Raw genomic sequence first — 18,534 nt, 5'->3', positions numbered from 1 at the left:
GGCCCTTCGTGGCGGTTTAATGGGTGTTGGCCAGCGCTTCGTCCGCCGCCTTGTTTCCCTGCTCGGCGACTACGCGACTGCCCTCGCCGTTTTGCGTCAAGGCAACCTCGAGCACGTCGTCGATCCAGCGCAGCGGGCGGATATCCAGCGCGTCCTTGATATTATCCGGCACTTCCTTGAGGTCCCGACGGTTTTCCTCGGGGATCAGGACGGTCTTTATACCACCGCGCCGGGCCGCCAGCAATTTCTCCTTGAGCCCGCCGATGGGCAGCACCTCCCCGCGCAGGTTGACCTCACCGGTCATTGCCACCGCCGAGCGCACCGCACGCTGGCTGTAGGCCGACACCATGGCCGTGACCATGGCAATCCCCGCGCTGGGCCCGTCCTTGGGCGTCGCGCCTTCGGGCACGTGAATATGCAGATCTTCCTTCTCGAAGCGCTCGGCGTCGATACCATACGCCTCTGCCCGGGCGCGCACCACCGTGTGGGCGGCGCTGACGGATTCTTTCATCACGTCGCCAAGCGAACCGGTCTTGTTGATCCGTCCCTTGCCCGGCGTGACGACCGACTCGATGTTCAAGAGCTCACCGCCCACGGACGTCCAGGCAAGCCCGGTGACCCGGCCGACCTGATCGTTCTGGTCGGCCAGGCCGTAGCTGTAACGGCGCACGCCGGCGTAGCCCTCGATGTCCCGAGCCGTCAGGACGCTGTCGGCCTTCGCAGCGTCGCCCTTTTTCGCCTCGCCCTTGCGCTCCTGCTCGACCCGCTCGCGCAGCACCTTGCGCGCCACCTTGGCGATCTGGCGTTCGAGCTCGCGCACGCCGGCTTCGCGGGTGTAATAGCGAATCAGCTCCAGCAGCGCGTCGTCGTCCAGGTCGAATTCGTTTTGTTTCAGGCCGTTGGCCTTGATCTGCTTGGGCAGCAGATAGCGCTTGGCGATCGCCAGCTTTTCGTCTTCGGTGTAGCCCGGCAGCCGGATGATTTCCATCCGATCGAGCAGCGGTTCGGGAATGTTCATCGAATTGGCGGTGCAGATGAACAGCGTTTCCGACAGATCGTAATCCAGCTCCAGGTAATGATCGCTGAAGCTGTTGTTCTGCTCCGGATCCAGCACTTCCAGCAGCGCCGACGACGGATCGCCGCGGTGATCCATGCCCAGCTTGTCGACCTCATCGAGGAGAAACAGCGGGTTTTTCACCCCCGCCCGGGTCATGCGCTGAATCATCTTGCCGGGGAGCGAGCCGATGTAGGTGCGCCGGTGGCCGCGAATCTCGGACTCGTCACGCACCCCCCCGAGCGCCAGCCGCACGTACTTGCGGTTGGTGGCCCGGGCAACGGACTGGCCAAGCGAGGTCTTGCCCACCCCGGGCGGGCCGACCAGGCAGAGCACCGGCCCTTTCATCTTGCGCACGCGCTTCTGAACGGCCAGATACTCGAGGATACGCGACTTGACCTCGTCCAGACCGTAGTGGTCTTCGTCGAGCACCTGCTGGGCCTTGGCCAGGTCGTGCTTGATTCGGGTGCGCTTCTTCCACGGCACGGCGACCAGCCAGTCGAGGTACGAACGCACTACCGTGGCTTCGGCGGAGTTGGCCGACATCATCTTGAGCTTGTTGAGCTCCTGGGTGGCCTTTTCCGCCGCCTCCTTGGGCATACCGGCAGATTCGATAGCCTGCTCGTATTTCTCGACCTCGTTGGGCACGTCCTCAAGCTCGCCCATTTCTTTCTGAATGGCCTTCATCTGCTCGTTCAGATAGTACTCGCGCTGGGTCTTTTCCATCTGCTCCTTGACCCGAGTGCGGATGCGCTTTTCTACCTGCTGAAGATCGATTTCCGACTCGATCAACCCCATGAGGTGCTCGATGCGATCGCGTACGCGATCCATTTCCAGAAGCTCCTGCTTGTCACCGATCTTGAGCGACAGGTGCGCGCAGATGGTATCCACCAGGCGGCTGGGATCTTCGATATCCGACAGCGAGTTGAGCACCTCGTTGGGCACTTTCTTGGACAGCTTGACGTACTGCTCGAACTGGTTGAGCAGGACGCGCACCAGGGATTCGCGTTCGCGATCGGTCAAAGGCTCGCTGTCCCGAGGCGTAACAAACGCCCGAGTATAGCCATCCTCGTGCTCGTCGATGCCGTCGACGTCGGCACGGAAGCCGCCCTCGATGAGCACCTTGACCGTGCCGTCGGGCAGCTTGAGCAGCTGCATGATGTCGGCCACCGTGCCCATGGCATGGAGGTCGTCGCTGCCGGGTTCATCCTGGGACGCCTCGCGCTGGGCCACAAGCAGCACGCGCTTGTCGGCTTCCATTGCCGCTTCGAGGGCGTGAATGGATTTTTCGCGTCCGACAAACAGCGGAAGAACCATCTGCGGGTAAACGACCACGTCCCGCAGCGGCAACAAGGGAAAACACTGTGACTTTTCGGCGTTCTGCTGCATCGCAGACGTTCCTCAACAAATCGGGTGAGCTCCCGGACGAGACGTCCGGAAGAAACTGAAGCGAATACCGGGTACAGGCACGCCTCGACCGGCTACGCCGGCCGGACGAGCACCGCCGGCCAAACAAAAGGGGCCGCCAAGGCGGCCCCTTCAACTGGCGCAAGCGGTATCAGCCAGGCCGGCCGGTGAACGGCGTCAGCCGTTGGTGCCGTCGCTGCGTGTCTGCTCCTGCTGCGCATAGATCAAAAACGGCTCGCTTTCCTTGGCAATCACCGAGGCGTCGATGACGACTTTGCTGACCCCTTCCAGCGAAGGGATCTCGTACATGGTGTCCAGCAGCACGGACTCCAGAATGGAGCGCAGTCCGCGAGCGCCGGTCATGCGCGCCATGGCGCTGGCGGCAACGGCGCGCAGCGCGTCCTCGCGGAACTCGAGCGTGACGTCTTCCATTTCGAACAGCTTGACGTACTGCTTGATCAGCGAGTTCTTGGGCTCGGTCAGGATCTGAATCAGCGCGTCCTCGGTCAGCTCGGTGAGCGTGGCAATGACCGGCAAACGCCCGACGAACTCGGGAATCAGGCCAAACTTGACCAGATCATCGGGCTCCACGTCGGCCAGGATCTCGCCTACGCCGCGCTCGGTATCCTTGCTCTTGACGCTGGCATTGAAACCGATCCCGGCCTTGTCGGTACGGTCGCTGATGACCTTGTCCAGGCCGGCAAAGGCGCCGCCCACGATAAACAGCATGTTGGCGGTGTTGACCTGCACGAACTCCTGCTGGGGATGCTTGCGCCCGCCCTGGGGCGGTATCGAAGCCGTCGTGCCCTCGATCAGCTTGAGCAGCGCCTGCTGTACCCCTTCACCGGACACGTCGCGGGTGATGGAGGGGTTGTCGGACTTGCGGGAAATCTTGTCGATTTCGTCGATATAGACTATGCCGCGCTCTGCCTTTTCGACGTCGTAGTCGCACTTCTGCAGAAGCTTCTGGATGATATTCTCGACGTCCTCGCCCACGTAGCCGGCTTCCGTCAGCGTGGTGGCATCGGCGATGGTAAAGGGTACGTTCAACAGCCGCGCCATGGTCTCGGCAAGCAGGGTCTTGCCGCTGCCGGTGGGGCCAATCAGCAGAATATTGGACTTGCCCAGTTCGACGTCGTCTTCGGCCACGCCGGATTTCAGCCGCTTGTAGTGGTTGTACACCGCCACTGACAGCACCATTTTGGCGCGATCCTGCCCGATGACATAGTCATCCAGGGTGTAGCGGATCTCGCGAGGCGTGGGCAGACGCTCATCGTCGCTCTCGGCATCGGCTTCGAGAACTTCCTCGCGAATGATGTCGTTACACAGATCGACACACTCATCGCAGATATACACGGACGGGCCGGCAATCAGCTTGCGTACTTCGTTCTGGTTCTTGCCACAAAACGAGCAGTACAGCAGCTTGCCTTCTTCGTCCTTGCCTTTGCCGTCGGCCATTGGCGTACCTCTTTCGCTGCGGCGGCAACAGCCGCCGGAAAAGCTCGTTGGAAAAGCGGGGTCATCACGCTATCAGGATGTCGACCGCTTATCCAGCACTGCGTCAATCAGGCCATATTCGGTGGCCTGCTCGGCGCTCATGAAGTTGTCGCGGTCGGTATCGCGCGCCACCGTATCGATGTCCTGGCCGGTATGGTGGGCCAGAATGCGATTCAGGCGGTCGCGGATGCCGAGAATTTCGCGGGTATGGATTTCGATATCCGACGCCTGCCCCTGATAGCCGCCCAGCGGCTGGTGGATCATCATCCTTGAATTGGGCAGGCAGAAGCGCTTGTCCGCCGCGCCGCCGGCCAGCAGCAGCGCGCCCATGCTCGCCGCCTGGCCGATGCACACCGTGGAGACGTCGGGCTTGATGAACTGCATGGTATCGTAAATCGCCAGGCCGGCCGTTACCGACCCCCCCGGCGAGTTGATGTAAAGATGCACGTCCTTGTCGGGGTTTTCCGACTCGAGGAACAGTAGCTGAGCAACGATCAGGTTGGCCGTGTATTCTTCTACCGGGCCCACCAGGAAAATCACGCGCTCTTTGAGCAGGCGCGAATAGATATCGTAGGATCTTTCCCCTTTGGCGCTTTGCTCAACCACCATGGGCACCAGGCCGCCGGCGTTTTGAATATCCAACTCACTCATTCGGGTGATTCCTTGCGTCCGGTCAGGGAAAGGCGCGCCGCTTGCGCAGCGCGCCGCTCGGGATCAGCGGGCGTCAGGCCCTGGCTTGCTCTCAGGCACCGTCTTCACCGCCCTGCTGCTGGGCCGCGGCAAGAGCCTGCTGGTAGCTCATTTCGACATCGCTCACCTGAGCCTGCTCCATCAGCTTGGCCACGGCCTTGTCTTCAAGAATGGCGGACTTCACCTGGGTCTTCAGCTGGTCATTGCCCATGTAGTAGTCAACAACCTCCTGAGGATCCTGGTACTGGCCGGCAAGCTCTTCGACCTTGGCCCTGATCTCGTCATCGCTGGCGTCAAGCTCGTTGTGCTTGATCACCTCGGCCAGCAGCAGTCCGGTCTGAACCCGGCCCTTGGCCTGCTCTTCAAACAGTTCGTTGGGCAGCTGGCTGACGTCAAAGTCTTCGCCCAGGCCGAACTGCTGCGCGGCCTGGCGCTTCATGCCGTCGGTTTCCTGCTGCACCAGCGCGGCCGGGACCGCGATATCGTTGGCCGCCTTGAGCGCGTCGAGCACCTGCTGCTTGACGCGGTTGTCCACCGCCTGCTCGGCTTCGCGGCTCATGTTCTTCTTCACTTCCGCGCGGAACTCGGTGGCGTCTCCGCTTTCCACGCCGAAGCGCTCGATGAATTCGGCGTCCACCTCGGGCAATACCTGCGCCTTGACCTCGTGCACCTTGACCTTGAAGGTCGCTTCCTTGCCGGCCAGGTGCTCGGCCTGGTAATCCTCGGGGAAGCTGACGCTTACGGTCTTGTCGTCGCCGGGCCTGGCGCCTTCCAGCTGCTCTTCAAAGCCGGGGATAAAGCTGTTGGAGCCCAGCACCAGCTCGTGGCCTTCGGCGCTGCCGCCCTCGAAGGGCTCGTCGTCGATGAAGCCCTGAAAGTCGATCTTGACCTGGTCGCCTTCGGCGGCGGCGCGGTCGACGCTTTCCCAGTCGGCGTTCTGCTTGCGCAGGGTTTCGATCATTTCCTCGACGTCGGCATCGGTGACCTCGACGACCGGGCGCTCAACGCTGGTCCCCTCAATGGAGGCCAGCTCCACCTCGGGGTATACCTCCATGGTAGCGACGAACTCCAGGTCCCTGCCGGCCTCGTTGACGGTGGCATCGATGGACGGATAGCCCGCCGGATTCAGCGCCTCATCGGTAATCGCGCGGACGTAGCGTTCGCGCATGACCTCGCCGACGATCTCGTCGCGCACGCTCTGACCATAGCGCTGCCGAACAACGGACATCGGCACCCGCCCCTGGCGGAAGCCATTCAGGCGCACGTTCTTCGCGGTGTCTTTCAAGCGAGCGCTGACGGCCTCGTCGATTTCAGCGGCCGGTACCTGAATGGTAAGGCGGCGTTCAATCGGGGTGGTCGTCTCGACGGAAACTTGCATGAACTGTCCTCTAGCGGCTGGGCGATATGGTGTTGGCTAAAAAGATCAAGGGATCAATTTTAAGAACCCTTGAGCATGCTGGCAAGCGCCATGCGCGTAATGATGGGGGCCCCTGCGTGGAAAACAACCCCGGCGATGCGCTCAGGAACATTTTTCGACACGGTCGCGAGCAAAACGGCTGCACTCGAGGGCCCGGCGGGGGCTCAGCGGCGCCACAGCGTGACGGCATAAAGCAGCAGCCCGAGCGTAGCGCCGTGGGAAAGCCCTAGCGCCGCCCACCCTTGCGCGGCGCCTACCGCCGCGTACCAGCCCAGAGCCAGCACCACGCCCAGAGCCAGCACAGCGGCCAGGCGCCGTAACAGCCCGGAAAGACGCTTGCGGCCGGCCTGACTCAGCCAGCGCCACTGCACCCCCATGACGGCGGCAATGGCGACCACCCCTCCCAGCATCAGCACCAGGCGAGTGTCATGGCCGCCGGCGACGTAGCGCGGCAGCGTCGCCAGCATGGCTGCGCAAAGTCCCACGCCCAGGCTGATCCGTTCGGGAGAGGCTGACCGGGCGCTCATTCAAGCGACCTTGAGCTGCTGCTCTTCGATCCACTCCTCCACCCAGGGCACGGCGGCGTCGTCGGCCATGAAGGTTTCCATGGCGTCAACCTCCAGGCGCTCGCCCAGCCGCGTGGCGCCCAGGTCTTCCAGCAGCGCGTCCAGGGTGCGCCCGGCACCGCAGAAAGACTCCCCGTAGGAGCTGTCGCCCAGGGCAATAAGGCCGTAGTGCAGCCCGCCCAGTGACGGGCTTTGCTCCTGCAGCGCGCGTACAAAGGGCATGAAGTTGCCGGGAAAATCGCCGCTGCCGGTGGTGGAAACGCAAAACAGCACCAGCGACGTCTCCGGGGCGGTCAGCATGTCCGGCGTTGCCTCCTCGGTGATCTCGACGCTGTAGCCGGCCTCTTCGAACAGCGGCATGACCTGCTCGGCCACGTCAAGCGCGCCGCCGTACATGGTGCCGACCAGTATTTTAAGCTGCGACATGAACCCCTTCTCTCCTTCCTTTTGGCATGACTGCCGAAGTTGCTGCGGCAAAAGTCGACAAATACCCGATGAATTTGCTCAAATATTAGCACGTTGATATTTGTTGGCACATGCCGTGAAGGCGCACACATCTAGCCGAGGACCCCATGTCACCCACCCTGCAACAGACGTTCGAAGCCTGGATCACGCCGCTGATGATTGGCGGGCTCATCATCTTCATGTGCTTTATCATCTGGGACCTGGCCAAGAAGTCCGACGCCGGGCGCTTCGGCACCATCATGCTGTTTATCGTGCTGGGAGCAGGCATGCTCGGCTATGTGCTCAAGGTAGTGATTACCTGGGCGCTTGAAGGCGGCATTGGCGGCTAGGCGACCTCGCCCGGCCCGCCTGGCGCAGGAGCGCCGGCGGACACTCTTTCGCGGATAAGCGGGTTCACGAACAGGTCGGACGCCCGGCGCCTCAGGCGTCGGGACCGGTGCGCTTTTTCGCCGTGAGCTCCGCGACCTGCTGCTTGAGCTTCTGCCCGGGGCGAAACGTCACCACCCGGCGGGCCGAAATCGGAATTTCCTCGCCGGTCTTGGGGTTGCGCCCCGGCCTTTCACGCTTGTCGCGGAGCTCGAAGTTGCCGAACCCGGACAGCTTGACCTGCTCGTTCTCCCGCAGGCAGGCGCGAATCTCCTCGAAAAAGGTTTCCACCACCGCCTTGGCTTCGCGCTTGGACAGCGCAAGCTCGGTATGCAAATGCTCGGCCAGCGCTGCTTTGGTCAACGCACTCATATGCCCTCCCGTCGCGCCGGCGCCACCCTGGGCGGTAGCGCCGGCTTTGGCGGCAGACTCAATTAACCGCGCAGCTCGGCATCAAACTCGCGCTGTATCTGCTCGACGATTGAATCCACCAACTGATTGATTTCATCGTCATTTAGCGTGCGCGATGGATGCTGCCAGGTCAAGCCCAGAGCGACACTCTTGCGACCCTCGGCCACGCCCTGCCCCGCGTAGACATCAAACAGGCGCGTTTCGCTCAGGTAATCCCCGGCGTGGGCGCTGGCCACGTCCAGCAGCGCCTGCACGGGTACGGAATCGGCAACGCTGAAGGCCAGGTCTCGGCGCACTTCCGGGTAGCGCGACAGCGGCTTGAACGCCGGCACCTGCCCCTGGCTCAGAGCGTCGAGGCTGACCTCAAAACCGACCGCGTCGACCCTGAGCCCTACCCGGCGGCGGACCTCGGGGTGCAGCGTTCCCAGCCAGCCCACGAGCTCTCCCCGGTAGAGAATACGCGCGCTCTGCCCCGGATGCAGCGCCGGATGCTCGCCTGGCTCCATGCGCCAGTCCTGCGGACAGCTGCCCAGGGCAAACAGGCTTTCCAAATCGCCCTTGACGTCGTAAAAGTCCAGCGGCTCGGCGCTTTCGCTCCAGCTTTCGGGATAGCGTGACCCGCAGGCCAGCGCGCCGAGCATCGGCACCTGACGCAAATTGTCCAGATGGCCGTTGAAAACCAGCCCGGTCTCGAACAGCCGCACGCGCGGCTGCTGGCGCTTGAGGTTATGGTCGAGCGCCCGCACAAGGCCGGGCAGCAGACTGGCCCGCATCACCGACAGGTCGCTGGAAATCGGGTTGGCCAACGTCGGCGCCACGGCTTCCGGCAGCAGCGCTTCCTGGAGCTCGGGCGCCACAAAACTGTAGGTAATCGCTTCCTGGTAGCCCCGGGCCACCATCTGTCGGCGCAGCCGAGCCTGGCTGACGCCGGCCTCGTTATCCGGGCGCAGCGCCAGACGCGCCGCCGGACGCCGAACGGGAAAGTTGTTATAGCCGTGGATCCGCGCGACTTCCTCGATCAGGTCTTCTTCGATCGCGGCATCAAAACGCCAGCTGGGCGCCGTCACGTCCCAGCCGTCGGCCGTTGCCGCCACGTCGAAGCCCAGCCGGGCGAGAATGTCTTCCACGTCGCCGGCATCAAGCGCCTTGCCCAGCACTTTTTCCAGCCGCCGAGCGCGCAGGCCGATCTGCCGGGTATCGGGGCAGTGTGCCTCACTTGTTACCTCGGTCAGCGGGCCGGCTTGCCCGCCGCAGATATCCAGCAGCAGCGCTGTTGCCCGCTCGATGGCCTGCGCGGTCAGCCGAGGATCCACGCCGCGCTCAAAGCGGTGCGAAGCGTCGGTATGCAGTCCGTAGGACCGCGCCTGTCCGGCAACGGCCAGCGGCGTAAAAAAGGCCGACTCGAGAAAAATCGTGCGGGTTGCCGGGCTGACGCCGGAATCCTCTCCGCCCATGACCCCGGCGATTGCCAGCGGCTTTTCGTGGTCGGCGATAAGCAGCGTTTCCGGGCGCGGCGAGATCTCCTGGCCGTCGAGCAGCTTGAGGCGCTCGCCGTCCTGGGCCTTGCGTACGACAATACCGCCGTCAAGGTTGTCGCGATCAAAGGCGTGCAGCGGCTGGCCAAGCTCGAGCATGACGTAGTTGGTCACATCCACCACCGGGTCGATGGCGCGCATACCGCTGCGCCGCAGCCGCTCGGTCAACCATAGCGGAGTCTCTGCCTCTACATCCACGCCCTGGATGATCCGCCCGACATAGCGGGGGCACAGCGCTCTTGCCTCGACCTCAATCGGCAGCGTCGCGTCGTGGTCAGCCGGCACCGGCGTCATGTCCGGCGGCGTGACGCCCAGCCGATTCAGGGCCCCAACTTCTCGGGCCAGCCCCTTGAGACTCAGACAGTCGCCGCGGTTGGGCGTCAGATCGACCTCGATAGCGTTGTCATCAAGTGCCATATAGCGGCGAAAATCTTCGCCCACCGGCGCCGCCGCCGGCAGCACCAGAATACCCGGCGAGGCCTCCTCCGCGAGTCCCAGCTCGGACGCGGCGCAGATCATGCCGCGGGACTCCACGCCGCGCAGCCTGGCCTTTTTGATCTTGAAATCCCCGGGCAGCACACCTCCCACCCGGGCAAACGCCACTTTCTGGCCTGCCTCGACGTTGGGCGCGCCGCACACTACCTGCATCGGCTCCGAGGAGCCGTCGTTGACGGCGCAGACGCTCAGCCTGTCGGCATCGGGATGCGGCTTTCGGGTCAATACTTCGGCCACCACCACGCCGGTAAACGCCTTCGCCACCGGCTCGACGGCATCGATTTCCAGACCGGCCATGGTGACCTGGTCGGCCATGGCCTGGGTATCCAGCTGCGGCGAAACCCACTCGCGCAGCCACTGTTCAGAAAACTTCATGTTCTATCCCGTATTCAGCGCAGGGCTCAGGCAAACTGCTGCAAAAAGCGCAGATCGTTATCAAAAAACAGGCGCAGGTCGTTCACGCCGTAGCGCAGCATCGCCAGGCGCTCGGCCCCCATGCCGAAGGCAAAACCGCTGAAGCGCTCGGCATCGATAGCCGAGTGGCGAAACACTTCGGGATGCACCATGCCGCAGCCCATGACTTCGAGCCAGCCGCTGTGCGAACACACCCGGCAGCCTTCGCCGTTGCACATCACGCATTGAATATCCACTTCCGCCGACGGCTCGGTAAACGGAAAGTAAGAGGGTCGAAAGCGAACGGACAAGTCTTCGCGTTCGAAAAAGCCGTGGAGAAAGTCCTCGATGGTGCCCTTCAGGTCGGCAAAGCTTACGTCTTCATCGACCAGCAGCCCTTCTACCTGATGAAACATCGGCGTATGGGTCAAATCCGAGTCGCTGCGATACACCCGCCCCGGGCAGACAATGCGGATGGGCGGCGCCGTGGCTTCCATGGTGCGCACCTGCACCGGCGAAGTGTGGGTCCGCAGCAGCCTTGTGGCATCAAAATAAAACGTATCGGCCATGCCGCGGGCCGGATGGTGCGCGGGAATGTTCAGCGCCTCGAAGTTGTGATAGTCATCTTCGATCTCCGGTCCGACGGCGACGTCAAAGCCGATCCGGGTAAAGAGCCCCTCGATGCGCTCAAGCGTCCGCGTTACCGGGTGCAGCCCGCCGGACGACTGGCCGCGGCCGGGCAGCGTGACGTCCAGCGTTTCGGCTGCCAGCCGGGCGTCGAGCGCTGCCTTCTCCAGCTCCTTTCGCTTTTGCTCGATATCGCCTGCCAGCGCCTGCTTGGCCTGGTTGATGCGCTCACCGGCAGCGGGCCGCTCTTCTGCCGGCAGCTTGCCCAGTCCCTTGAGCAAAGCCGTTATTTCGCCTTTTTTTCCCAAATAGCGGATACGCAGTTCTTCGAGTGCCGCAACGCTCTGTGAAGCCTGTATAGCGGCACGCGCGTCCGCAACCAGGCTAGGAAGGTGATCCATCCGATTGACTCCGAGTTAGACGTTTGCCCTTGTAGCAAGAAAGTAGCAAAAAATGGCGCGCTGGCAGTGGCAAAAAAACAGGGGAAGAGCGGCTGCTCTTCCCCTGTATGGGTCACGTACCTACGGCATTGCGTACGCGCAGGTTCGCAGTGCGTTATTGGGCAGCCTTGGCTTTTTCCACGATGGCCGCAAAGGCCGCTTTCTCGTGAACGGCCAGATCGGCCAGTACCTTGCGGTCGATTTCGATACCGGCTTTTCTCAGACCGCCAACGAAACGGCTGTACGACATGCCGTGCTGACGAGCACCGGCGTTGATCCGCTGAATCCACAGGGCGCGGAACTGCCGCTTGCGGTTGCGACGGTCACGGTAGGCATACTGGCCTGCCTTGATGACGGCCTGCTTGGCAACGCGGAAAACGCGCGACCGGGCACCGTAGTACCCCTTGGCCTGCTTCAATACTTTTTTATGGCGACGACGGGCGACAACGCCACGCTTGACACGAGTCATAATACACTCCTGACGTGATGGGCTGGAACGCAGCGAGGCGTTCCGGGAAAAGTTCGATCCTTACAGATTCGGCAGCATGCGCTGAACCAGCGGCTTGTCGGCCTGGTGAATCTGCTTCATACCGCGCAGCTGACGCTTACGCTTGGTCGACTTCTTGGTCAGGATGTGGCTACGAAAGGACTGCTTGTGCTTGAAACCGTTAGCGGTTTTCTTGAAGCGCTTGGCAGCACCGCTGTTGGTCTTGATTTTCGACATGAAAAGATACTCCATTCGATATTTTTTAGAAAACCCAAGGCCTGCCAGCGTTGGCGCTGGCCCGTTTAACCGGCCGCTGGGTCACTTTTTCTTGGGGGCAAGAATCATGATCATCTGGCGCCCTTCCATCTTGGGGAAAGACTCCACCGTCCCCAGGCCCTCGAGGTCTTCGGCGATCCGCTCCATCAGCTTGCGGCCGATATCCTGGTGCGCCATTTCTCGCCCTCTGAAGCGCAGGGTTACCTTGCCCTTGTCACCGCTTTCCAGAAAGCGCGTCAGGTTTTTCAGTTTCACCTGATAGTCGCCTTCATCGGTGCCAGGCCGGAATTTGACCTCCTTGACCTGGATTTGCTTCTGCTTCTTTTTTTGAGCCGCTTTTTGCTTTTTTTGCTCAAAGACGAATTTGCCGTAATCCATGATCTTGCAGACGATGGGATCGGCATTCGAAATCTGCACGAGATCCATACCCGCTTCTCCGGCACGCTCAATGGCGTCGCGCGTGGGGACAATGCCCAGCTGCTCGCCGTTGCTGTCAATGAGGCGCACCTGGCTATCGGTAATTCGCTCGTTCATTGGTGGGCGCTTGTCTTGTGGACGCCCGCGCTGGTTGCTTCGCTTGATTGCTCCGTCTCCTTAGGCAATTGACGATGTCGTCAGAACTGCTCTCTCAGTGTCAAGACGCTGAATAAGCGCATCAACGGTCATGGTACCAAGATTTTCGCCGCTGCGCGTGCGTACGGCGACCGAGTCAGTTTCAACTTCCTTATCTCCTACCACCAGGAGATAGGGAACTTTTTGCAGCGTGTGCTCACGGATTTTAAAGCCGATCTTCTCATTCCTCAAGTCGGCGTTGACCCGCAGCCCGGTCTTTGCCAGCCGCTGCTCCACGGCCAGGGCGTAATCCCGCTGAGCATCGGTGATGGTCATGACCACGGCCTGCTGGGGGGCAAGCCACAGGGGCATGGCACCGGCGTAGTGCTCGATCAGGATGCCCAGAAAACGCTCAAAGGACCCCAGAATGGCGCGGTGGAGCATCACCGGCACCTTGCGGCTGCCGTCCTCGTCCACGTACTGGGCACTCAGCCGGCCGGGCAGATTGAAGTCGAGCTGCAGCGTACCACATTGCCACACGCGATTGAGACAGTCACGCAGGGAAAATTCGATCTTGGGGCCGTAAAAGGCCCCTTCCCCCGGCTGCAGTTCCCACCCAAGCCCGGTCGCGTCAAGCGCCGACTCCAGCCCTTTTTCCGCTCGGCTCCAAAGCTCGGGCTCGCCCAGAAAGTCGTCCGGCCGCGTGGACAGCTTCAGTTCGACGTCGTCGAAACCCAGCGTCTTGTAGACCTCCAGCGTCTGCGCAATGAACGCCTCCGCCTCGGACTGGATCTGCCCTTCCGTACAGAAAATGTGCGCGTCGTCCTGGGTAAAGCCCCGCACCCGCATCAGCCCGTGCAGCGACCCTGAAAGCTCATTCCGGTGGCAGCTGCCAAACTCTGCCAGGCGCAGCGGCAGGTCGCGATAGCTTTTCAGTCCCTGGTTGAACACCTGAACGTGACACGGGCAGTTCATCGGCTTGACCGCGTACTCGCGCTTTTCCGACTCCGTGGTAAACATCAGCTCGCTGTAGTGGCCCCAGTGGCCGGACTTTTGCCACAGGGAAAGATCAACGACCTGAGGCGTCTTGATTTCCTGATAGCCGTGGCGCAGCTGAACTTCGCGCATGTAGTCTTCCAGCGCCCGATACATACGCCAGCCGTTGGGGTGCCAAAACACCATGCCCGGCGCTTCTTCCTGAAGGTGAAACAGATCCATCTGGCGCGCAAGCTTGCGGTGATCGCGCTTCTCGGCTTCCTCGAGGCGCTTGAGGTAGGCCTTGAGCTGTTTCCTGTCTCCCCAGGCGGTGCCGTAGATACGCGTCAGCATGGGGTTTTCCGCATCCCCGCGCCAGTAGGCGCCGGCCAGCTTGGTCAGCTTGAACGCCTTCAGGTGGCGCGTATTGGGCACGTGGGGCCCGCGGCACATGTCAATATATTCTTCGTGATGATAAAGCCGGATCGTGGCGCCTTCGGGGATATCCCGGACCACCTCCTGCTTATACGGCTCGTCCCGATGCAAAAACGTCAGCATCGCCTGGTCGCGATCGACGTATTCGCGGACGACGTCGTACTCTCGCTTGATCAGGGACTCCATGCGCGCTTCGATGGTTTCCAGATCTTCCGGCGTTATCGACTGGCCGAAGTCGACGTCGTAATAAAAGCCGTCGTCAATGACCGGTCCGATGGCCATCTTTGCCTCGGGGTAGAGCTGCTTTACCGCGTGGCCGACCAGGTGGGCGCAGGAATGGCGAATAATTTCCAGCCCCTCGGGATCGCGCGACGTAATGATGGCAACTTCGGCATCGTGGTCGATGATATCGGCGGCGTCCACGAGTACGCCGTCGATTTTTCCGGCGATGCAGGCTTTGGCCAGGCCCGGGCCGATGGACTCTGCCAGCTGCATAATGGAGAGGGGCTCATCCAGCGAGCGCTGGCTGCCGTCAGGCAGGGTAACAATGGGCATTCAAACTTCCTTGAGCGCAGTGGTGATCCACACCAAGGATCACATGTCGCTATCAATGGGCTTTATCAGCGATACATCGCGGCAGCAGGGGCCGCGGGGAAGGCAAGATTAACAAAATTTGCGAGCGGCTCAAATAAAAGACGGGAGGCATTATGCCTCCCGTCCAGCAGGTCAAGCGGCGCTAACCGCTGTCAGTTTGCCAAAGCGTGGCTTACTTCCACTCGTCGAGCTCTACACGACGGTTCTCGGCACGACCGGCGTCGGTATCGTTGGACGCTACCGGCCGCGCTTCGCCGTAACCGATGGAGTTCATGCGGTTCTGCTGAATGCCGTGGGCCTGGAGGTAGCTGGCCACGGACTCTGCGCGACGCTGGGACAGATCCTTGTTGTACTGCGCGCTGCCTACGGAGTCGGTATGGCCCTCAATGCGCACGCGAACGTTGGTGTTGTGCTTGAGCTTCTCGGCCACTTCGCTCAGCTCCTGTTCGGCCTGACGAGTCAGCTTCGCAGAATCAAACTCGAAGTTGACGCCTTCCAGCACCAGGCTTTCCTGGCAGCCAAGCGCGTTGACCTCTACACCGGCCGGCGTGTTCGGGCACTGGTCGCGGAAGTCCGGAACGCCGTCGTTGTCGGAGTCAAGCGGGCAGCCCTTGGCATCGACTTCAACGCCTGCCGGGGTACCCGGGCACTCGTCGCGGAAGTCCGGAACGCCGTCGTTGTCGGAGTCGAGCGGGCACCCTTCGGCATCAACGGCAACGCCTGCGGGCACTTCCCCGTAGCTCGGGCACTGCGGCTTGACTTCTTCGCTCTTGTCAGCACACAGATAAGCTGCCAGGGCCGCACCCGTGGTTGCGCCAATGGCCGCACCGCTCTCTTCGTCAGAGTCACCGCTGGTAGCATAGCCCAAACCGCTACCGATCAAGCCGCCGGCAAGGCCACATACCGCAGGGTGCTGATACCAGCTATTGTCGGCATCGCTGCTCGACGTCTGACCGCCGGCCTGTGAGGCCGTGTTAGCGCAGCCGGAAAGCCCCAGGGCCAGAGCGGAACCGAGCAGCAAGCCAGTCGTTGATTTCTTCATGTATGACTCCTTTTTGATCCAATGCGTGAGGCCACATGGCGCCGGCCTCGTTGTTCGTGCTTCTTTTTTGCAAGCGGCTTTTTTACTTGGCTCAAGCACCCTCATCATCTCACCCCATCCAACCGGCGATAGGTGATGGCTTTCATCCAGGCAGAGGTGGCACATGCCGCCGTCCGCCGATGCGAAGGTATAGGTAGCCTAGCATAAAGGCCACAGATGTATTTTCAATGGCATATCGTCTAATGCAGCGTTTTTCCACCCTTTGAGCGCCAGAGCATCACGGCCTTGGCTGCATCCATGACCGGCTGGTGCATTTCCTCTTCTACCTGCAGCCGCTCCTTGTCCTCCCCCATGCGTTCGCGGGGCGTCAGGTTTCTTCTGGCTGAATGAGTCTTCAAATGCCGCGTTCTGCTGTAAACATCAGAAAAAGCGCGAAATTCTTCTCGCTCGACCAAAGTAGGCTCGATAATTTCAAGCAGTACCTTGCAGCGCCATGCGCCTTCGGTGATATTGACCTGCCCCTGTACCAGGGCCGCCGACACGTAGTCCAGGTTTTCGAGGCTGTTGGTAATGGCTCGCGTATCTTCTTCCCGGCGAAACGCATCGCGCCGCTTCACTTCCCGACGCAGGCGTGTAGCATAGGCGGCTAATAGCAGAATGATGATAACGCCAGCGGCCAAAAGTATCATCGCTGTGCCTGCGCTCATAAGATCACTACCCCGGCGGACTGAATTGGGTTCTTCGTCGTTTCATGTGGATTTGGCCTGATCGAACAGGCGCCCCACCGGGCTGCCAATCAGGTAGATCATGGCGATGAAGTTGGCTTCGTTCCGGTAACCCCGTGCGCGTGACCGAGCCGCCTGAAACAGACCGTTCATGCCTTCCAGTCGTGCGTTCGTCAGTCCCGAAATCCAACGCCTGACCACCGCATCGGCGTGGCGCTCCAACGTCGCCAGGGCCTTTCCCATCGGCTTCAGCAATGGCTTCTCCGAGACCGCCGCCTTCATGACCCTGAGGTAGTGCGTGATGCGCCATCGAGCCGCTCGTGGCGTCGGCGCCTTCTGGATCCAGCGCAGCTTCTCCTTGATCACCCAGGCATCGGACGTGGCGCTCTGGTCAGCCACCAGCTCCTGGAGAGCCGCCAGCTGCTTGGGCGTCAGGTTCTCGTTGTCCAGGCTCTTCAGCAGGGCCCAGCGCAGCGACTTGGGGTGTTCCTGCTCGCGGCGCTCCTTCTTGCGCACCTCGTCTAGCCGCTTGGTGAAGGTCTGCACGATATGGAACCAGTCGACCGTGACCTCGGCCTTGGGAAGGTACTCAGCCACGCCGCTGAGGAAGGCTTGTGACATGTCGCAGACGACCTCGACCACGTTGTCCGGATCGCCGCCATGGGCCGCCAGGAAGGCGCTAAAGGCCTTGATGGCGTCCTTGCCGTGGCCGGGGACGGCGAAGATCACCGGTTCCTGCTTGCGTTGCATATCAAGGAACACCGTCACATAGCGCTGGCCACGCCGGGACGCGGTTTCGTCCACGCCAACGGTGGCCACGTTGCTCAGATCCAGCTGCCCCAGCATCCGACCGACGTAGTGATGCACGATGCGCCACAGCCGCTTGTCGGAGATCTCCAGCTGTCGGGAGACGGCCAACACCGGCATCTCCTTGACCAGTGACATGGCCGCCTGCTCGAACAGCAGGGTGAAGTCGCTGCCCGGCCTCGCCCAAGGGACCTCGATACGCTTGACGCCATGCTCCGGGCACTTGGTACGCGGCACGCGAGCATGCAAGTAGCAGTGATGCTGGAAGAAGTTCAGGTGCCGCCACGTCTTGTCAGCGAAGTCATGAGCCGGACAGGCCTCGCCGCACTCAGGGCAGGGGTAGAGGCTGCCACGCTCGGCCTCGACGTAGAGGTCCAGACGGTGGGGCGATACGGAGGTGTCCAGGTGCTGGTCCTTGAGAATCCAGGGCGCTTCCAAGCCCAGGCCGAGGGTCAGAATCTGGGTGCCGTCCATGTCATACCTCCTGTCGTCGTGGAGGTCATATTCTGGCCCAGCTCAGGGGGCGAATTCCACACCCAACGACGAAGAGCCCTGAATTGTCTGGCTCAATGGTACACAACGCTATCCATCGAGAACAGCTGGGTACGCTATTTCATGCACTTCGTATAGCAGACTCTTAAGCTGACCCTGCGCTCATGTCTTGCCCGTGTTAATTTTGCGCCGTCATCTGTCAATAGCATTGTAATCAAAGGGGCCCATCGTGCGTAAACTCTACCTGACGTTTTTGTCTGTTTTCTTGATCGTTGGCACGGCGGGCTGTACCACCTATACATGGCCTGATGGCTCGAAGGAGACCGTGCTCGGCGTGCCGGCAGAAAAAGAAAACGCGCGCTATGAAGATGAGCGTAACAAGGCGGTACGCTATCGCGTTCCCGGCAAGCCCGATGATAAGCAGAAGCGCGCCGCTTCCGAAGATAGCCGGGCGCCTTAGGCGCTGGCTCACTCCATCACATATCGCCGCACTGCGGGAGGCCGGCTTGCCGAGCGACGCCGGCCTGCTTCGGCTGGACTTGTCTTCCACGCACACAAAAAACCCGGCACGGGGCCGGGTTCTCTGTGTATCAGTGCCTGACGATGTCCTACTCTCGCATGGGGAGGCCCCACACTACCATCGGCGCTGAGCGGTTTCACTGCTGAGTTCGGCATGGGATCAGGTGGTTCCCGCTCGCTATGGCCGTCAGGCGTAACCGGTGATATATCATGCTGCTGAGTTATTCAGCCAGGGATAAAAACTGTGTGATCGTCTCGTCTTGCGTA

18 protein-coding genes and 1 rRNA gene are annotated in these 18,534 nt (G+C 61.5%); 2 read left to right on the top strand and 17 right to left on the bottom strand.

The annotated features are described in order from the left end of the window. Positions 1-16: 16 nt before the first annotated feature. The 6 genes from lon to P1P91_RS07920 form a co-directional block, all read right to left on the bottom strand. The gene (gene lon, locus P1P91_RS07945) at positions 17-2,443 is read right to left on the bottom strand and encodes an endopeptidase La (RefSeq protein WP_311881790.1); all 2,427 of its coding nucleotides are present in this window, start codon (positions 2,441-2,443) and stop codon (positions 17-19) included. A gap of 195 nt (positions 2,444-2,638) precedes the next feature. Continuing rightward, positions 2,639-3,919 carry an ATP-dependent Clp protease ATP-binding subunit ClpX gene (gene clpX, locus P1P91_RS07940; RefSeq protein ID WP_311881789.1) on the bottom strand — a complete coding sequence of 427 codons (1,281 nt, stop codon included), beginning with the start codon at positions 3,917-3,919 and terminating at the stop codon, positions 2,639-2,641. A gap of 72 nt (positions 3,920-3,991) precedes the next feature. Continuing rightward, on the bottom strand, positions 3,992-4,609 hold the full coding sequence (clpP, locus tag P1P91_RS07935) for an ATP-dependent Clp endopeptidase proteolytic subunit ClpP (protein WP_311881788.1): 618 nt from the start codon (positions 4,607-4,609) through the stop codon (positions 3,992-3,994). A 91-nt stretch (positions 4,610-4,700) separates the two neighbouring features. After that, positions 4,701-6,026 carry a trigger factor gene (gene tig / locus P1P91_RS07930; protein WP_311881787.1) on the bottom strand — a complete coding sequence of 442 codons (1,326 nt, stop codon included), beginning with the start codon at positions 6,024-6,026 and terminating at the stop codon, positions 4,701-4,703. Between the two features lie 203 nt (positions 6,027-6,229). Beyond that, positions 6,230-6,592, bottom strand: coding sequence for a hypothetical protein (locus tag P1P91_RS07925; RefSeq protein WP_311881786.1), 363 nt, complete (start codon positions 6,590-6,592; stop codon positions 6,230-6,232). Further along, positions 6,593-7,057 (bottom strand): flavodoxin domain-containing protein, encoded by a 465-nt coding sequence (locus tag P1P91_RS07920; protein WP_311881785.1) that lies wholly within the window; start codon positions 7,055-7,057, stop codon positions 6,593-6,595. Between the two features lie 146 nt (positions 7,058-7,203). Here P1P91_RS07920 and P1P91_RS07915 point away from each other — a divergent pair, with 146 nt between their 5' ends. Beyond that, the gene (locus P1P91_RS07915; protein ID WP_311881783.1) at positions 7,204-7,425 is read left to right on the top strand and encodes a DUF2788 domain-containing protein; all 222 of its coding nucleotides are present in this window, start codon (positions 7,204-7,206) and stop codon (positions 7,423-7,425) included. Between the two features lie 91 nt (positions 7,426-7,516). On the opposite strand, the gene ihfA is transcribed toward P1P91_RS07915, so the two are convergent. From ihfA to P1P91_RS07865, 10 genes are all read right to left on the bottom strand, one after another. Then, the gene (gene ihfA, locus P1P91_RS07910) at positions 7,517-7,834 is read right to left on the bottom strand and encodes an integration host factor subunit alpha (protein WP_311881781.1); all 318 of its coding nucleotides are present in this window, start codon (positions 7,832-7,834) and stop codon (positions 7,517-7,519) included. A gap of 62 nt (positions 7,835-7,896) precedes the next feature. Beyond that, a complete protein-coding gene (gene pheT, locus P1P91_RS07905; RefSeq protein WP_311881779.1) occupies positions 7,897-10,278 on the bottom strand; it encodes a phenylalanine--tRNA ligase subunit beta in 2,382 nt (793 codons plus the stop codon). Between the two features lie 26 nt (positions 10,279-10,304). Continuing rightward, a complete protein-coding gene (pheS, locus tag P1P91_RS07900) occupies positions 10,305-11,324 on the bottom strand; it encodes a phenylalanine--tRNA ligase subunit alpha (protein ID WP_311881777.1) in 1,020 nt (339 codons plus the stop codon). 154 nt (positions 11,325-11,478) lie between these two features. Then, on the bottom strand, positions 11,479-11,832 hold the full coding sequence (gene rplT / locus P1P91_RS07895) for a 50S ribosomal protein L20 (RefSeq protein WP_311881775.1): 354 nt from the start codon (positions 11,830-11,832) through the stop codon (positions 11,479-11,481). 60 nt (positions 11,833-11,892) lie between these two features. Then, positions 11,893-12,087 (bottom strand): 50S ribosomal protein L35, encoded by a 195-nt coding sequence (gene rpmI, locus P1P91_RS07890; RefSeq protein ID WP_311881773.1) that lies wholly within the window; start codon positions 12,085-12,087, stop codon positions 11,893-11,895. Between the two features lie 81 nt (positions 12,088-12,168). Next, positions 12,169-12,660, bottom strand: a complete 492-nt coding sequence (infC, locus tag P1P91_RS07885; RefSeq protein ID WP_311881771.1) for a translation initiation factor IF-3 — start codon at positions 12,658-12,660, stop codon at positions 12,169-12,171. Between the two features lie 60 nt (positions 12,661-12,720). After that, positions 12,721-14,643 (bottom strand): threonine--tRNA ligase, encoded by a 1,923-nt coding sequence (gene thrS, locus P1P91_RS07880; RefSeq protein ID WP_311881769.1) that lies wholly within the window; start codon positions 14,641-14,643, stop codon positions 12,721-12,723. Positions 14,644-14,854: 211 nt separating this feature from the next. After that, on the bottom strand, positions 14,855-15,724 hold the full coding sequence (locus P1P91_RS07875) for an OmpA family protein (RefSeq protein ID WP_311881767.1): 870 nt from the start codon (positions 15,722-15,724) through the stop codon (positions 14,855-14,857). Positions 15,725-15,963: 239 nt separating this feature from the next. Continuing rightward, positions 15,964-16,431, bottom strand: coding sequence for a DUF2489 domain-containing protein (locus P1P91_RS07870; protein ID WP_311881766.1), 468 nt, complete (start codon positions 16,429-16,431; stop codon positions 15,964-15,966). 42 nt (positions 16,432-16,473) lie between these two features. Next, the gene (locus P1P91_RS07865; protein ID WP_311881765.1) at positions 16,474-17,730 is read right to left on the bottom strand and encodes an ISL3 family transposase; all 1,257 of its coding nucleotides are present in this window, start codon (positions 17,728-17,730) and stop codon (positions 16,474-16,476) included. 247 nt (positions 17,731-17,977) lie between these two features. Here P1P91_RS07865 and P1P91_RS07860 point away from each other — a divergent pair, with 247 nt between their 5' ends. After that, a complete protein-coding gene (locus P1P91_RS07860; RefSeq protein ID WP_311881761.1) occupies positions 17,978-18,208 on the top strand; it encodes a hypothetical protein in 231 nt (76 codons plus the stop codon). A 135-nt stretch (positions 18,209-18,343) separates the two neighbouring features. On the opposite strand, the gene rrf is transcribed toward P1P91_RS07860, so the two are convergent. Beyond that, a 5S ribosomal RNA gene (rrf, locus tag P1P91_RS07855) occupies positions 18,344-18,459 on the bottom strand. Positions 18,460-18,534 lie beyond the last annotated feature (75 nt).

Origin of the sequence: Halomonas piscis (assembly GCF_031886125.1) — a bacterium.
Classification (GTDB): Bacteria; Pseudomonadota; Gammaproteobacteria; order Pseudomonadales; family Halomonadaceae; genus Vreelandella; species Vreelandella piscis.
This window is presented reverse-complemented; position numbering and strand designations above follow the sequence as displayed.

Excerpts from the sequence above, each read along its gene's own strand:
- lon (WP_311881790.1), bottom strand. The coding sequence starts at position 2,443 with ATGCAGCAGAACGCCGAAAAGTCACAGTGTTTTCCCTTGTTGCCGCTG.
- clpX (WP_311881789.1), bottom strand. The coding sequence starts at position 3,919 with ATGGCCGACGGCAAAGGCAAGGACGAAGAAGGCAAGCTGCTGTACTGC.
- clpP (WP_311881788.1), bottom strand. The coding sequence starts at position 4,609 with ATGAGTGAGTTGGATATTCAAAACGCCGGCGGCCTGGTGCCCATGGTG.
- tig (WP_311881787.1), bottom strand. The coding sequence starts at position 6,026 with ATGCAAGTTTCCGTCGAGACGACCACCCCGATTGAACGCCGCCTTACC.
- P1P91_RS07925 (WP_311881786.1), bottom strand. The coding sequence starts at position 6,592 with ATGAGCGCCCGGTCAGCCTCTCCCGAACGGATCAGCCTGGGCGTGGGA.
- P1P91_RS07920 (WP_311881785.1), bottom strand. The coding sequence starts at position 7,057 with ATGTCGCAGCTTAAAATACTGGTCGGCACCATGTACGGCGGCGCGCTT.
- P1P91_RS07915 (WP_311881783.1), top strand. The coding sequence starts at position 7,204 with ATGTCACCCACCCTGCAACAGACGTTCGAAGCCTGGATCACGCCGCTG.
- ihfA (WP_311881781.1), bottom strand. The coding sequence starts at position 7,834 with ATGAGTGCGTTGACCAAAGCAGCGCTGGCCGAGCATTTGCATACCGAG.
- pheT (WP_311881779.1), bottom strand. The coding sequence starts at position 10,278 with ATGAAGTTTTCTGAACAGTGGCTGCGCGAGTGGGTTTCGCCGCAGCTG.
- pheS (WP_311881777.1), bottom strand. The coding sequence starts at position 11,324 with ATGGATCACCTTCCTAGCCTGGTTGCGGACGCGCGTGCCGCTATACAG.
- rplT (WP_311881775.1), bottom strand. The coding sequence starts at position 11,832 with ATGACTCGTGTCAAGCGTGGCGTTGTCGCCCGTCGTCGCCATAAAAAA.
- rpmI (WP_311881773.1), bottom strand. The coding sequence starts at position 12,087 with ATGTCGAAAATCAAGACCAACAGCGGTGCTGCCAAGCGCTTCAAGAAA.
- infC (WP_311881771.1), bottom strand. The coding sequence starts at position 12,660 with ATGAACGAGCGAATTACCGATAGCCAGGTGCGCCTCATTGACAGCAAC.
- thrS (WP_311881769.1), bottom strand. The coding sequence starts at position 14,643 with ATGCCCATTGTTACCCTGCCTGACGGCAGCCAGCGCTCGCTGGATGAG.
- P1P91_RS07875 (WP_311881767.1), bottom strand. The coding sequence starts at position 15,724 with ATGAAGAAATCAACGACTGGCTTGCTGCTCGGTTCCGCTCTGGCCCTG.
- P1P91_RS07870 (WP_311881766.1), bottom strand. The coding sequence starts at position 16,431 with ATGAGCGCAGGCACAGCGATGATACTTTTGGCCGCTGGCGTTATCATC.
- P1P91_RS07865 (WP_311881765.1), bottom strand. The coding sequence starts at position 17,730 with ATGGACGGCACCCAGATTCTGACCCTCGGCCTGGGCTTGGAAGCGCCC.